At 71.4% G+C, this 14,373-nt stretch carries 16 protein-coding genes; 3 read left to right on the top strand and 13 right to left on the bottom strand.

What is annotated here, in order from left to right:
* Positions 1-11 precede the first annotated feature (11 nt).
* From ACYVLJ_RS27500 to ACYVLJ_RS27480, 5 genes are all read right to left on the bottom strand, one after another.
* The gene (locus tag ACYVLJ_RS27500) at positions 12-485 is read right to left on the bottom strand and encodes a hypothetical protein (protein ID WP_460440870.1); all 474 of its coding nucleotides are present in this window, start codon (positions 483-485) and stop codon (positions 12-14) included.
* A 19-nt stretch (positions 486-504) separates the two neighbouring features.
* A complete protein-coding gene (locus tag ACYVLJ_RS27495) occupies positions 505-3,057 on the bottom strand; it encodes a WXG100 family type VII secretion target (protein ID WP_460440869.1) in 2,553 nt (850 codons plus the stop codon).
* A complete protein-coding gene (locus ACYVLJ_RS27490; RefSeq protein ID WP_451978101.1) occupies positions 3,057-3,335 on the bottom strand; it encodes a hypothetical protein in 279 nt (92 codons plus the stop codon). The genes ACYVLJ_RS27495 and ACYVLJ_RS27490 overlap by 1 nt, the downstream gene beginning before the upstream one ends.
* 175 nt (positions 3,336-3,510) lie before the next feature.
* Positions 3,511-3,771, bottom strand: a complete 261-nt coding sequence (locus tag ACYVLJ_RS27485; protein WP_451978104.1) for an acyl carrier protein — start codon at positions 3,769-3,771, stop codon at positions 3,511-3,513.
* Entirely contained in the window at positions 3,764-5,305 is a 1,542-nt protein-coding gene (locus ACYVLJ_RS27480; protein ID WP_460440868.1) for a fatty acyl-AMP ligase, read from the bottom strand. The genes ACYVLJ_RS27485 and ACYVLJ_RS27480 overlap by 8 nt, the downstream gene beginning before the upstream one ends.
* Before the next feature lie 30 nt (positions 5,306-5,335).
* Between ACYVLJ_RS27480 and ACYVLJ_RS27475 the strand changes: the two genes are divergently transcribed.
* Complete coding sequence (locus ACYVLJ_RS27475) at positions 5,336-6,214, top strand: cytochrome P450 (RefSeq protein ID WP_460440867.1); 879 nt, start codon at positions 5,336-5,338, stop codon at positions 6,212-6,214.
* A 46-nt stretch (positions 6,215-6,260) separates the two neighbouring features.
* Here the strand turns inward: ACYVLJ_RS27475 and glmM are convergent, their stop codons facing one another.
* The 3 genes from glmM to rplM all read right to left on the bottom strand — a co-directional run bounded on the left by glmM (position 6,261) and on the right by rplM (position 8,732).
* Complete coding sequence (gene glmM / locus ACYVLJ_RS27470; protein WP_451978113.1) at positions 6,261-7,595, bottom strand: phosphoglucosamine mutase; 1,335 nt, start codon at positions 7,593-7,595, stop codon at positions 6,261-6,263.
* A gap of 169 nt (positions 7,596-7,764) precedes the next feature.
* Positions 7,765-8,265, bottom strand: coding sequence for a 30S ribosomal protein S9 (gene rpsI / locus ACYVLJ_RS27465; RefSeq protein ID WP_004560139.1), 501 nt, complete (start codon positions 8,263-8,265; stop codon positions 7,765-7,767).
* Between the two features lie 14 nt (positions 8,266-8,279).
* On the bottom strand, positions 8,280-8,732 hold the full coding sequence (rplM, locus tag ACYVLJ_RS27460; protein WP_257927182.1) for a 50S ribosomal protein L13: 453 nt from the start codon (positions 8,730-8,732) through the stop codon (positions 8,280-8,282).
* Positions 8,733-8,994: 262 nt separating this feature from the next.
* Here rplM and ACYVLJ_RS27455 point away from each other — a divergent pair, with 262 nt between their 5' ends.
* Together ACYVLJ_RS27455 and ACYVLJ_RS27450 are read left to right on the top strand one after the other, a co-directional pair.
* On the top strand, positions 8,995-9,888 hold the full coding sequence (locus ACYVLJ_RS27455; protein ID WP_460440866.1) for a hypothetical protein: 894 nt from the start codon (positions 8,995-8,997) through the stop codon (positions 9,886-9,888).
* A gap of 28 nt (positions 9,889-9,916) precedes the next feature.
* Positions 9,917-10,606 (top strand): DUF4333 domain-containing protein, encoded by a 690-nt coding sequence (locus ACYVLJ_RS27450; RefSeq protein ID WP_451978122.1) that lies wholly within the window; start codon positions 9,917-9,919, stop codon positions 10,604-10,606.
* Positions 10,607-10,681: 75 nt separating this feature from the next.
* On the opposite strand, the gene ACYVLJ_RS27445 is transcribed toward ACYVLJ_RS27450, so the two are convergent.
* From ACYVLJ_RS27445 to ACYVLJ_RS27425, 5 genes are all read right to left on the bottom strand, one after another.
* Entirely contained in the window at positions 10,682-10,975 is a 294-nt protein-coding gene (locus ACYVLJ_RS27445; RefSeq protein ID WP_451978125.1) for a WXG100 family type VII secretion target, read from the bottom strand.
* 60 nt (positions 10,976-11,035) lie between these two features.
* On the bottom strand, positions 11,036-11,353 hold the full coding sequence (locus ACYVLJ_RS27440; protein ID WP_451978128.1) for a WXG100 family type VII secretion target: 318 nt from the start codon (positions 11,351-11,353) through the stop codon (positions 11,036-11,038).
* A gap of 250 nt (positions 11,354-11,603) precedes the next feature.
* Entirely contained in the window at positions 11,604-11,960 is a 357-nt protein-coding gene (locus tag ACYVLJ_RS27435; RefSeq protein WP_451978131.1) for a hypothetical protein, read from the bottom strand.
* Positions 11,961-11,976: 16 nt separating this feature from the next.
* A complete protein-coding gene (locus ACYVLJ_RS27430; protein WP_460440865.1) occupies positions 11,977-13,965 on the bottom strand; it encodes a type VII secretion-associated protein in 1,989 nt (662 codons plus the stop codon).
* Between the two features lie 97 nt (positions 13,966-14,062).
* A partial coding sequence (locus ACYVLJ_RS27425) for a hypothetical protein (protein ID WP_460440864.1) occupies positions 14,063-14,373 on the bottom strand: 311 nt, incomplete at its 5' end.

The raw sequence follows: 14,373 nt of genomic DNA, 5'->3' as shown, positions 1-14,373 counted from the left end.
GGGGACATCTCTCAGACCAGCCAGCTGGTGCTCGAGAAGTCGTCCTCGTCGTCGGGCTGGCGGGCGTGCCGCCCGCGCTTCGGCGGCTCCGGCGCCGGGGGTGCGGCGGGAGGTTCCGGCGCCGGCGGGGGCACCGCCGCCGCGGCCGGGACGGCCGGCGTCCCGTAGCTCGGCGTCGGGTAGGCCGTGTAGCCGGTGTCCGCCTCTTCCTCGTGGACGCCGAACTCCATCAGCGACTCGCGGCCCTTGTCGGCCAGGGTCTTCTCCGTCGCCCAGCCGCCCGCGCTCTGCTTGCGCTTGTTGAGCTCGTCCATGTGCTCGGCGTACTTCTGCGCGGCCGCCAGCTCGTTCTTCAACCCCTCGCGGGCCTGCGTCTCGGCCTCCGCGACGCGGCGTTCGCGCAGCCCCCGCTGCTCGTCCTGCTCCCGCGCCGCGGCGTCCATCGTCGAGATCGCCGCGCGATACCGCTCTTCGGCGCTGCTCATCGGCCCTCCTCGGCCCTCGTCACCGGTCGTACCGGATCGAACGGTCACCCTCGTCGTCCAGCGAGCCGCTGATCCGGCCCTTCGCGCCGCTCGTCTCGAAGACGCCGCCTTCGATGCGGTACTGGCTCGGCCCGCGCTGCTGGTCACCGCCGCCGCCACCGGGCGACTGGCCCATGCCGCCCATCATGCCGCCCATCCCGCCCATGCCGGACATCCCGCTCATGCTGCTCGACGAGCTCGCCGCGGCCTGGTGCACGCCCGGGTCGACCGGGGTGGCCCCGAGCCCGCCGCCGTCGGCCGCGGGCAGCGACGCGTCGCTGCCGGTGTGGGCACCCGGCTCGAGCGACACCGCGCCGGCGAAGTCGGCCGAACCGCCGCCACCGGTGATGGCGGAACCGAAGTTGCTCGCCCCGGCCGTCGTGGTCGCGTCTCCGCCACCGCCGCCGGCCACACCGGAGTCGCCGCCACCGACGCCCGCGCCGGCCGTCGCGACGGCCGGCTCCGCGCCGGCGCTGCCGCCGAAGTCACCGGAGAAGTCCTGCCCGCCGGGCGCGGAGAACCCGCTCGACGCCGCCGCCGAACCGTGCGTGAAGCCGGGGTCCGGGTTGGCCGGCGCCGGGTCCTTCGTCAGCGGCGACTGGGCGCCCGGGTCGTGCTTCACGGCGGAGCCGCTGCCGTCGGTAGCCGACGCCGGGTCGGTCTTGAGGTCGCCCGCCTTCGGGTCGTGCTTCTCGTCGAGCGTGTAGGTGGTCGGCTCGCCCTTGCCGTCGTCGACCGTGACGATCGTCGGGCCGTTCGGGCCCTCGGGCCGCTCGGCCGTGATCTTGAGGTTGCCGTCCTGGATGTGGATCTTGCCGTCCGGGCCCGGCTTGTAGCTGCCGTCGGCGGCGGGCTGGCCGTCCTTGCCCGCACCCGCGTGCTGGCTGCCCTGCGGGCCGAAGCCGTCCTTGCCGTCGGCGGCGGCGCCGTCCTTGCCGTCCTTGGCCTTGTCGTCGTCACCCCAGTCGAGGTGGAAGTCCTTCTTGTGGCCGTGGCCGTCGTCCACGGAGATGTCCTGCTTGCCCTGCTTGTCGGGCTCGGACATCTCGATCGTGTTGTCGCCCTTCTTGACCGACACCGTGTCGGTGTCGCCGGTGTCCTTGATGGCCTCGCCGGTGGTCGGGTCGATCGGGTACGGCTTCCCGGTTTCCGGGTCCGTTTCCAGCGGCTTGCCGGTGATCGGGTTCTTCCCGTCCTCGTGCTTCGCCGGGTCTTCGGCCTTGGGCGGCTCGGCCGCCGACGGCGTCGTGCTGCCGCCGCCACCCGTGCTGCCGCCACCGCCGGTGCTGCCCCCGCCGCCGGTGGACCCGCCACCGCCGTTCGAGCCGCCGCCGTTCGAGCCGCCGCCGTTCCCGTTGTGCTGGTCGCCGCCGCTCTGGTCCCCGCCCTTGTCGGTCCCCGCCGCCTCGGTCAGCTGGTTGCGGTAGCCGCCCATGAACTGCTCGAGCGCGCCGAACTGCTGGTCGATGGTGTCCTTGGCGGACTTGCAGGAGCCGTTGAACGCGTTGATCAGGCCCTGGTACTCGGTGGTGAACGCGCCGTCGCGCCAGTAGCGGCAGACGTTGCGGCCGTACTCCTTGTTCTCGTCGTTGAAGCCGCAGTCGTCGTTCTGCAGCCGCTCGGCGAGGTTCGTCTGGTTGCCGTTCTTCGCGTTGACGGCGTCGACCCAGCCGGCGACCTTCATGAAGTCGTCGAACTTGTCGGTGTCGCCGTTGGCGATCTTGAGGACGTCCCCGGCCATGGTGATGTCGGCCTGGGCGATCGTCGTCCGGTGCAGCGCGAGGACCTCGTCGACCTTCTTCTTGACGGCCTCGAAAACGCGCGTCACGGTCTGCGGGATCAGCTTCGCGGCGCCGTCGATCTGCTGCGACAGCTCCTTGGAGTGCGGCTTGATGATCTCGTCGTACTTGATCTCGGCCGCGTTGGCGCCCTTGCCCTTCCACTCCCCGAAGAGGGTCTGGAGCTCGGTGTCGCTCGTGGTGAGCGTGTCCTCGACGACCTTGTGCGCCTTGCTCAGGTCGTCGGCCTCGGTGAGGAACTTCTGGAACTGGATCCCGCGGTTCTCGTGGAACTTGTCCCGGAGGTCCTTCTGGGAGTCGATGTGCCCGGTGCCGCCCTTGATCTTGTTCCAGATCTCGTCGGTCCACTGCACGAGGAAGTCGACCGCGACGTTGCCCTGGTCGAGCAGCTCGTCGGAGCTCTTCGCGCCGACCCCCAGCGTCGGCGGCGTGATTCCGTCGAGGTTCTTCTTCGCGGTGTTCTTGCGGTCGGTCTGGGCCTGCTGTTCCTTGCCCTTGGCTTCGGATTCCTGCTTCGCGCGGGCGACGATCTCGTCGGTGTCGTCGTTTTCGAAGATCTGGTAACCGTCGTTGTCGCCGTCGGAGTACCCGTCGATGTATTCCTTGGCGTACTTCTCTTCTTCGTCGTTGAAGTTGAAGGTGTTGCGGTCGTACTCCTCCATGAGATCCGACTTCGTCTTCATGGAGACGTTCGGATCGTCGAGGATCTTCTTGATTTCCGCCCAGTCCGCCATTACTTGCTCCCCGCCGCTTTCGCCTGCGCGCCGGCGTCCGCCTCCTGGGAGGTGTACTTCGAGCCCGCGGTCCCGATGCCGTTGCCCAGGTTCGTCAACGCGTTCGAAAGCCCGGCCAGGCCGGCGCCGATTTCGTCGATCCCCGACTTGTACTTGTCGAAACCGTCGCCGTGGACGCGGCCGAAGTCTTCTTTCTTCAGCTCGGTGGGCGCGACCTTCTTCCCTTCGGCTGCCGGGTCGTCCGCGACGTCCGCCAAGCGCATCTGCGCCCGCGTCATCGCCTCCGAACTCGCTGCATAACCGTCTGGCATGGTCGCTGCCCCCTTCGATCCCACAGTCCCTGTCCCGGGTTCCGAGACTGTGACGCACCCGGACGCCATTCGGTGCCGTCGCAGATGCACACAGAGTCTAGCGTTCGGCCCCGCGCCCTACCTGGGCTTTGCCGAAGTGCACTCACCCAGTGGGGCGCTGCGCGGCGACCGCTTCGGAAATCACCTCGGCGACACCCCGGACGTCCACCAGGCGCTCGAGTTCGTCCAAGTCCACCGACACGCCGAAGTGCACCTCGGCGCGCGCGAGCAGCTGGACGCGCTGCCGGGACGTCATGCCGACGTCGTCGAACGGCGTCGAGTCGGTGAGCCGCTCGGGCGGGATCTCCAGCGCGAAGCAGACGATCTTCCGGATCTCCTCGGCGTAGGCGGCCGTGTCAGTCATGGCGCCCATTCTCGCCCCACCAGCGGTCGCGGGCCGCGGTGCGGGACACCTTGCCGCTGGAGGTCCGCGGCACCGCGCCCGGCGGCACCAGCCAGACGGCGCGCAGCGGCAGGTCGTGGGCCGCCGAGACGGCCCGCCGCACCGCGGTCTCGACGGTCTCGTCCGGGGCCGCGCAGCCGGCCACGACGGCGACGCCTTCGCCACGGTCGTCCCGCACGGCGAACGCCGCGACGCGCCCGGCCCGGATGGCCGGGTGCGCGGCTTCGACCGTGGCCTCGACGTCCTGCGGGTGGTGGTTGCGGCCGTCGACGATGATCAGGTCCTTCAGCCGCCCGGTGACGTACAGCTGCCCGGCGTGGACGAAGCCGAGGTCGCCGGTGCGGAGCCAGCCGTCCTCGGTGAAGAGGCCGCGCTCGTCCGGCCGGCCCCAGTAGCCGTCGGCCAGGTTGGGCCCGGACACCTGGATCTCCTTGTCGACAATGCGGACCCGCTGGCCGTACGGCCGCCCCACGGACACCAGCGGCGAACCGCCGTCGAACGTCGTGACCGTCGGGCCTTCGTCGCCCGCGCTCGCGACGAACACCGTGGCCTCGGCCAGGCCGTAGCACGGCTTGACGGCAGTGAGCGGCAGCCCGGACGGCGCGAAGGCGCGCTGGAAGGCGCCGATGCTGGCGGCGCGGACCGGCTCACTGCCGTTGAGCACCGAGTTGACGTGCGAAAGGTCCACCAGCTCCCCCGCTGCCTCCGCCGCGAGGTCGAAGGCGAAGTTGGGCGCGGCCGTGACCACCCCGGGGTGGTCGGCGAGCAGCCGGATCCACCGCATCGGGTCGCGCACGAACTCCATCGGCGTGAAGAACACCGAGTGCGCGCCCAGGAAGACCGGCGTGCCGATGAGCAGGACCAGGCCCATGTCGTGGAAGAACGGCACCCAGCCGGCGACGTGCGTCGACGCGCTCGCGTGGTAGCACTCCGTGGTCTGCCAGCAGGCCGCCACGAGCGCGCGGTGCGAGATCACGGCGCCGGCCGGGCGGCGCGTCGAGCCCGACGTGTACTGCAGGTACGCCGGGTCGGCCGGCGCGATGTCGGCGGGCGGCTCGGTGCCGTCCGGCTCGATCTCCTCGACGGCCAGGGCAGCGCTCGGCGGGATCTTGCCGAGGAGATCCGCCGAGGTCAGGCAGGCCGCCGGGGTGGCGTCCGCGAAGGCCGATTCGATCCGGGCGCGGCCGGAGCGGCCGGTCGGGACGGACAGCGGCACCGCGACGCGGCCCGCGTAGAGCGTCCCGAGGAACGCCACGACGTACCCGAGGTCCTGCCGGGCGACGATCGCCACGCGATCACCTGGCCGGGTGGCCCGCCGCAGCTCCCGGGCGACACCGCGGACGCGGTCGAGCACCTGGGGCCACGTCAGCGTCTCGTCGGCGGGTCCGGGGAAGGTCCGGCAGGTGAAGGCCGGGCGGTCTTCGGCGGCGTTGCGAAGCAGGTAGTCCGTGAACGGTGTGGTCAGGACCTCGTCCGGGACGTCTGCGGGCGGCACGGGCCCATCCTGCCCTACCGTGTCGAAGCGATGGACGAGTTCGAGCGGCACGGGATCGGTGTGGTCTCCGGCCGCGACGCGTGCGCGCGGGCCCTGCGCTCGCCGGAGCTGACGTCGGATCCCGGCATCGGCTCGCCCAGCGTGCTGCTGCGCGACGGCGACGGCCACGCACGCGTGCGCGGGGTGCTGCGGGACATCATCGCCGGACTGGAACCCCTGCCGGGCCCGGTGGTCGCCGGGATCGAGGCGGTCGTGGCCGGGCTGGGGTCGTCGTTCGACCTCGTGCGCGACTTCGCGCGGCCGGTGGCGGGCGCGGTGACGTCGGCGGTGCTGGGCGTGCCGCTCGACGACGTCTTCCTGGACCACCTGGAGCGGACGACGGCGAACCTCGACGTCTTCGGCGGCACCGACCGGGCCGGGCAGGCGTCGGCGTTCCGGCTGGCGGTGCAGCTCAGCCGGACGCCGGCCGGGCCGGGCGGGCTGACGGAGTTGCGGGCGGCCCACGCCGCCGGCCGGCTCGACGACGACGAGCTGGTGCTGAACCCGGTCGTGCTGGCCCACGCGGCCTACGAGAACTCGCTGAACTTCCTCGCCTGCGCCGGGCTGGAGCTGGCGACCTCGCCGGCTCCGCGGAGCGTGCGCGAGCTGGTGACGTCGATCTGCCCGGCGCGGTACGTCCTGCGCTTCGGCCCGGACGGCCCGCTGGCGGTGTCGCTGGCCGACGGCCTCCCGTTCGGCCTGGGCCGGCACGCCTGTCCAGGGTCCGGAGTCGCACTGGCCGAGGGCGAGATCGCACTGGCCGCGCTGGCGAAGGTGCTCGGCGGCGGCTGCCGGGTGGACGAAGTGCGGTGGAAGACCCACCCGGTGTTCCACGGCCTGGTCTCGGCGCGGGTTGTCGTGAGTGGTTAGGGCGGGTTTCTAACCGCCCTGACCACTCACTACAGCCGCGGCAGACTCAGGAAACCGCCGACACCACGCCGGCCAGGCGATCCGCGGCCGCCTGGGCCGTGGACTGCGCCGGGGCCTCGACCATCACGCGGACCAGCTGCTCGGTGCCCGACGGGCGCAGCAGCACGCGGCCCTCTTCACCCAGCTCGGCCTCGACCTCGCCGACCGCGTCGCGGACCTCGGACGAGCCGGCCACCGCCGCCTTGTCCGCCACCGGGACGTTCACCAGCACCTGCGGCAGGCGGTTCATCACGGCCGCCAGGTCTTCGAGGGACTTGCCCGTCTCGGCCATGCGGCTCATCAGGCGCAGGGCCGTGAGCAGGCCGTCACCCGTCGTCGCATGGGCCGGCAGCACGACGTGGCCGGACTGCTCGCCGCCCAGGGCGTAGCCGCTCGCGCGCAGCTCCTCGAGGACGTACCGGTCGCCCACCGCCGTCGTGACGACGTTCACACCGTGGGCCTTCATCGCCAGGTGCAGGCCGAGGTTGCTCATCACGGTCGCGACCAGGGTGTCCTTGACCAGCTCGCCGGCCTCGGCCAGCGCGAGCGCCAGCACGGCCATGATCTGGTCGCCGTCGATCAGCTCGCCCGCCGAGTCGACGGCCACGCAGCGGTCGGCGTCGCCGTCGTGCGCGATGCCGAGGTCGGCACCGTGCTTGACGACCGCCTCGCGCAGCCGCTCGGGGTGGTTCGAGCCGCAGTGCTCGTTGATGTTGATGCCGTCCGGCTCCGCGTGCAGCGCGACGACCTCGGCGCCGGCGCGGCGGTAGACCTCGGGCGCGGCGGCCGACGACGCGCCGTTCGCGCAGTCGACGACGACCTTCAGCCCGGCGAGCGAGTGCGGCGTCGCGCTCAGCAGGTGGGTGGCGTAGCGGTCGAGGGCGTCGTCGACGTCGTGGACGCGGCCCACGCCGGCTCCGGTCGGCCGGACCTTGCCGTCCGCGAGGCCGGCTTCGATCTCGTCCTCGATGCCGTCGGGGAGCTTGTGCCCGCCCGCGGCGAAGAGCTTGATGCCGTTGTCGGGCATCGGGTTGTGCGACGCGGAGATCATCACGCCCAGGTCGGCCTCGAGCGAGCCGACCAGGTAGGCCACGGCCGGCGTCGGCAGCACGCCGACACGCAGGACGTCGGCCCCGGCGGACGTGAGGCCCGCGACGACCGCGGCCTCGAGCATCTCGCCGCTGGCGCGCGGGTCGCGGCCGACGACCGCGACCGGCCGGTGCGAGCGGTCGTGCGCGGCGAGCACGCGGGCGGCGCTGGCCGCCAGCGCGAGCGCGAGCTCCGGCGTCAGCTCGGCGTTGGCCAGGCCACGTACCCCGTCGGTACCGAACAGGCGTGCCATCGATCGACCTCCTTGTGGATGACCACGACAACCTAGCGACGCGGGCGGACCGCCTTCGCCCACCCCTGAGTGTCGCTCCAACCCGCGGAAACGACACACCCCCGAAAAGCACCGGAGCGCCCATCCGATGGACGGATGGGCGCTCCGGGTGGTTGCGCCAGGGGCGCGATCAGCGCTTGCTGTACTGCGGGGCCTTGCGGGCCTTCTTGAGGCCGTACTTCTTCCGCTCCGTGGCGCGCGCGTCACGGGTCAGGAAGCCGGCCTTCTTGAGGGCCGGGCGGTCGTCCGCGTCGACCTCGACGAGCGCGCGGGCGATCGCCAGGCGCAGCGCACCGGCCTGGCCGGAGACGCCGCCGCCCTTGAGGTTGGCGAAGATGTCGAAGGAGTCCGGCTTCTCGACCGTGACCAGCGGCTCGCGGATGAGCTGCTGGTGCACCTTGTTCGGGAAGTACTCCTCGAGGGTGCGGCCGTTGAGCTTGAACTCACCGGTGCCCGGGACGACCCGCACGCGGACGACGGCCTCCTTGCGGCGGCCGACCGTCTGGGCGTTGCCGCCCGCGGCCCGCGACGGGCGCGGGGCGGCGGGGGTTTCGCTGGTGGCCACGGCGCCGGTCTCGGTCGCCTCGGTGGCCTCAACGACCTCGGGGGTCTCGGTCTCGGTGCTGGTCACAGACTGTTCCTCACTCACTGCGCGACCTGCGCGATCTTGGTGATCTCGCGCGCCTGCGGCTGCTGCGCGGCGTGCGGGTGCTCAGCGCCGGCGTAAACCTTCAGCTTCTTCGCCTGGGCGCGGCCGAGCTTGTTCTTCGGCAGCATGCCCTTGACGACCTTCTCGACGAGGTGCTCGGGCTTGGTGTCGAGCAGCTCGCCGAAGGAGCGCTTGCGCAGACCGCCGGGGTAACCGCTGTGCCGGTACGCGAACTTCTGCTCGCGCTTGTTACCGGTGAGCGCGACCTTCTCGGCGTTGACGATGATGACGAAGTCACCGGTGTCCACGTGCGGGGCGTAGGTCGGCTTGTGCTTGCCGCGCAGCAGCGTGGCGACCTCGGTCGCCAGCCTTCCGAGCACGACATCCTCGGCGTCGATCACGTGCCAGGCACGAGTGACGTCGCCGGGCTTGGGGCTGTACGTGGGCAAGGGTCTACCTCGTCGTCAACATTGCGTGTGGGTTCTGTGCGGGCCTAGCGCTTACGCGCCGCAGCGCACAACGACATGTAAAGATACCCCCACGCCCACCGCACCCGTGCATCGGGGGTGGTGGAGGCGCCCATACTAGGCTCCGAGCTGCCCGGGCGCAGCCGGGATTCTACCCGGTTTTCCCGTCGAAGTGCCTGCACGCGACCGCACGACACGCGAGGATGGGACGACACGGGCCGCGCACAGCCGAGCAGGGGACAGCATGAGGAAACGACCGACGGCGATCTTCGTCCTGGGTGCCCTCCTGGCCCTGGTCAGCGCCTGCGGCCAGGCCAAGGCGGGCACCGCGCTGCCGAAGGGCGACGACGCGGCGGACTACGTCGGCGGCAAGTTCGAACAGGTCATCGGCAAGCTCGGCGACGCCATCACCGACACCCGCGACGTCACCAACTCGCTGGACGCCTACTTCAAGTTCGACGCCAAGTGGATCCACAGCACCGTGACGTCGGCCCGGACCGGCAACCCGGAGAGCCGCGCGGTGCGGCACCGCTCGCAGAAGAACCCCGACGAGATCATCGACACGTACACCCCGGCGGACGGCACGGTCGAGTACACCTACCTCGGCCCGATGTACGTCCAGAAGGGCGTCTCGCCGACGGCGTGGGTGTCGATGCCGAAGCCGGAGACCGGGCTCGTCCAGCCGTGCGTCTGGGGCGGGGTGCTGACGCCGTGCCGCATGGCGGCCTCGACCGTGGACGCCTACAAGACCGACAAGCGCGCGGTCCGGGGGGCGAAGAGCCTCGGCGACGGGAAGACGGCGCTGACGGTCAACGTGCCGTTCGCGATCTTCGTCAAGAACCGGGTCGAGATCCTGCCGCCGAGCATCACCGACCTGATCGGGCCGGAGCTGAAGAAGGCGATGGTGCCGACCACGATCACGCTGAACCCCGACGGCAGCCTGGTCTCGTTCGTGATGGACGCCAAGTTCACCGGCGACGGCCACAACGTCGAGCTCAAGTACGAGTTCAAGTTCACCGGCAAGGCGAGCCTGCAGGACATGCCGAAGCTGCCGGACGCGTCGCAGATCACGGTGCTGCCCGACCGGGCGGCGATGAACGCCTTCTACCAGCGGCTCGGCGAAGCGCAGGGCCAGTGACCGCCGCGACGACCCGAGGTGAGCACCGATGACCCAGCCACCCGACCAGCAGCAGCCGCAGTGGTGGCAACCGCCCGCCAGTCCGCCTTCCGGGTGGCAGCCCGAGCAGCAGGCGACCGGCCCGCACGCCGGGCAGTGGCAGCAGAACGCGGACCCGGGCACGGGCTCCTACACCGGCCAGTGGAACCAGGCGCCGCAGCAGCCCGGCACGAGCGGGTCGTTCTCCGGGCCGTGGCAGCCGGGCCAGCCGGCGGCCGGCCCGTGGCAGCCGCCGTCCCAGCCGACGCCGCAGCAGACCGGAACCCCGGCCGGCGGCCGGCCGGCGCAGCCTCAATACGGCGGAGGGTTCCAGCCGACGCAGTACGGCGGTCTCGGCGCGTTTTCCCCCGCGCCGGAAAAGAAGCCGAAGTCGAAGAAACCGGTGCTGATCGCGGGAGCCGTGGTTCTGGTGCTCGTCGTCGTCGGCGGCGCGGCCTGGCTCCTCGGCGCGTTCCGCGGGAACGTCCTCGAGCAACAGTCCCTTCAGGACGGTGTGGTCAAGGTCCTCAACGAGAGCTACGGCGAACCCGACGTGAAGAACGCGCAGTGCCCGGCGAACGAAGCCGCCGAGAACGGCACGACGTTCGACTGCACGGTGAAGATCGCGGGCCAGGACAAGAAGGTCACCGTGCGCGTGCTCAACGACCGGCCCGAGTACGAAGTCGGCGCCCCGCACTGAGTTTTCCCCACCAACGAAGAAACGGCGGGCGCCGCACCGAAGTGCGGCCCCGCCGTGGTTTCCGGGACTACCGGCTCAGAACAGGCCTTCGACGGCGTTGTCCGTGGCCTGGTAGCCGTCGGCGATCTGCGGCAGGGCGGCGGCGATCTGCGCCAGAACCTGCTTCAGGTCCTCGAAGCTCTGGTCCCAGGTGCGCTGGGCCTGGTCGTACTGGTCCTTCGCGGAACCGGTCCAGGTGGTGATCAGCGGCTTGAGGTCGTCCTTCAGGCGGTCGAAGGCCTGCTGCAGCTCGCCACCGGTCTGCTGGCAGTCGTCCGCCGCCGCGCGGATCGTGGCGTAATTGACCTTGATGCCGGCGTCATTGGGCATGATGTTCTCCTTGTGCGCTGGGAAAGTTTTGGTTGCGGGAAAGGAAGTTCAGGGTGAAGCTCAGCCGAGCGCGTCGAAACCGCGGTTGACGGCGCCCAGGATCTCCTGCTGCTGCTGCTCGGAGCGCTCGTACTTCGAGCCGGCTTCCTTGAGCAGCTCGGCGATGCGCTGCAGCGACTGGTTCATCTTGCGGCCGTCTTCGTCGAAGCGCTGCATGACGTGGTCGAACGCCTTCTGCGCGTCGCCCTGCCAGCCCGCGCGGGTGGCCTCGATGCGGTCGCGAAGCGTGGACAGGTTCTGGTCCATGGCGGCGCGGACCTCGGTGACGCGACCCTCGGCCTCGGTGAACTGCTGAACTGTCCCGGTGAATCCAGCCATGCTGGAACCCCCTTCTCAAGAGTGGTTGTCCGTACCAAGCTTGTTCGTTGTACGGCCCTACGACGCAGACCTTGCCATGTCCGGTTCCCCCTTGTCGTGCTTTGCCGGTAAGTAGTTGCTTGCGTGAACGCCCGTGGCCGGAACCGGTCGCCGCCGGTATTCCGCGAACCCCACGACACAGCTACGCGTCACCCGAAAATGCGTTCGCCACCAGGGGAATTAGCACACGCACAGCGATCACGGACGGAACTCATGCGTCGCGTTTCATGATTCGCATCTGGGAAAAGTCTTCGTCCTCGTCACCCGTTCGAGGGGCGCGAGCGGAGGGTTGCGAACGCGAAGGAACCGAATCGGCCGGATCCGGAACCGCGGGAACACCGAGCCCGCGCGCCCGGCGGAACCGTTCCGCGGCCGCGCGCAGCGTGCCGGACGCCGGGTCGCCGGGTTTCGCGCCGCGCCCGCCGCGCTTGAGCAGTTCGGCGTTTTCGCTGTGGTGGCGCAGGCTCCGCGCTTTCGCGTTCCCGGCGACGCGCCGGGCGTGGGTCACCGCGTCCTGGCCGATCCGTTTGAAGGACGCCGCAGCGCTTTCGAACTCTTCGGACGGCACCGCGTGCCCTCCTCTCTCAATTGAGGATCTCGACCGTGCGCACGGCCTGCGTGCACGCGGCGGTGACCCGGTCGCGCAGCCGCGCCGTGGCGTACTGGCAGCCGATGTGCACCCGGATCTTGCCCTTCGCCACGACGTACCAGTCGACCTGGATGTCGGGGTGGTCCGGCTTGACCTCGTGGTAGCCGATGACGGTCTTGCCGGCGTAGGCGAGGCTCGGGTTGAACCCGCTCCAGCGGTCCGGGTCGCTGTCCGCGCTGCGCTTGAGCTCGTCGGCGAGCTTCTGCGGGTCGGCGGTCGCGTCGTAGTCCATCACGTACTCCTGCGCGACCAGCAGGTCGTTGCCGTCCCGGGACTCCTGCGGGTGGATGACGACCTGCCGCTCGGCGACCCGGTCGTCGGTCTGGACCCAGTCCTCCGGGGAGACGAACTTGAAGTCGTACTGCGAGAGCGTCCGACCGCTCTCGGCCGGGCTGCCCGGGTCGCGGAACAGGAGGACCCCGCCGACGACGAGCGCGGCCACGACGACCGCGGCGACGCCGAGCACGCCCCACAGCTTCCCGCGCCCCTTCTTCTTCACGGGGGCGGCCTCCGGCGGCCCGCCGGGCCGGACACCGGGCGGGCCCGGCTGGCCGGCGGGCGGGGTCCACGGCCGTGCCGCGGGCTGCCCGTGGGGCGGCGAAGGCGGGGCCGCGCGGTTCGGGAACCCGGCCGACGGGGGTGCCACGCGCGGCGGGGCCGGGCGCGGGGCGACGTCGCCGGGGCGGACGACCTCCGTGCGCTGCGCCGCCGGGTTGAGGGCGGCGCCCGGCACCGCGCCCAGCCGGGCCATCGCTTCGCCGGGCAGCGCGCCGGTGCGGTCCGGGTCCACCAGCACCGCCCGCAGCGCGCCGCGCGCGACGACCGTTTCGGGCTGGTCGAGGCTCGTCGGCACGACGCCGGTGCGTTCGTGCACCAGCCGGGAGATCATCGGGATCCGGCTCGACCCGCCCACCAGGAAGATCGCGGTGAGCTGCTTCGGCCGCAGGCCGGCGTCGCCGATCGCCGCGACCGTCAGCTCCACCGCGCGGCCCAGCGGCGAGGCGATCAGCCGTTCCAGGTCTTCGCGCGTCACGTGCGCGTCCGCGAACGGCGGCGGCATCGGCACGTCGGTGTAGGCGTGCCGGGAGAGCGTCTCCTTGGCGCCGCGGACGTCCTGGCGCAGCACGCGACGGCGGCGCCGGTCGACCAGTTCGCGACCCTCGACGAGCTGGCGCCACGCGTCGGGGTCCACCGCCGACACCAGGGACCCGACGTGCTCCAGCAGCGCCTGGTCGATGTCCGCGCCGCCGAACGCGGGGTCGCCGCGCGTGGCGAGCACCTGGAACCCGCCGCGCTGCGGCCGGCCGGCCCGGTCGCGCGCGGTGTCCGGCGGCAGCCGCCGCACCACGCTGACGTCGACCGTGCCGCCGCCGAGGTCCAGCACCGCCAGCGCGTCACCGGGACGGCCGCTGAACTCGACGGTGCGGTCGCGCGTCACGTCCTGCGGCGCGAACGTCGCCGCGTGGTAGACCGCCGCCGCGACCGGCTCCGGCACCAGCGCGACTTCGCGCGCGAGCCCGCCGGCGGCCTGCCGCAGCAGCCGGGTGCGGATGGCGCCCCAGTCCGCGGGGTGGGTCAGCACCAGCAGGTCCACCTCGGCGTCCCCGGCCAGGCGGCGCGCTTCGGAAACCGCGCGCCCCAGCACGGCGTGCACGACGTCGGTGACGCGCAGGACGCTTTCGCCGAGCAGCAGCTCGCCTTCGTCGATCCGGCGCTTGGGGTTCGGCTCGTAGCGCGACGGGTCGACCGCCGCCTGCCGCTCGGCCTCCTGGCCGACGAACAACGTGCCGTCCGCCGCCGCGAACACGGCCGAGGACATCAGCGGCTGGCCGTCGATCACCACGACCTGCGGATCGCGCCCGTTCACCGAGGCGACGACGCAGGTGCTCGACGTCCCGAAGTCCACCGCAACCCGGACCGTCACCAGCAGCTCCCGCAGTGTTCGTTCCCCACGCCCGGCCGACGGGGCGCACCCTCGGGGAGGAACCTACCCCCCACCGCGGCACGCCCCGCCACCGTGCTCAGTCGGGTTGGATCCACGACACCTGGATGAGCTGCTTGCCGGACTTGCGGGTGAGCAGGTTGCCCCGGCCCGGGGGCATGGCCGAGGGTTTGATGTTGCCGACCAGGGCGCCTTCGTCCCGGGAGCCGTTCATGACCATGCCCGGTGCCGCGATCTCCTTGAGCTTGCCGATGATCGGGTCATACATCGCCTTGGACGCGCCACCGGTGCGGCGCACGACGACCAGGTGCAGGCCGACGTCCTTGGCCTGGGGCAGGAAGTCGGAGATCTTCCGCAGCGGGTTGTTGCTGGAGGTGGCGACCAGGTCGT

This window comes from Amycolatopsis stemonae, assembly GCF_054781455.1.
The sequence above is the reverse complement of the archived record's forward strand: the minus strand, read 5'-3'. Positions and strand labels throughout refer to the sequence as shown.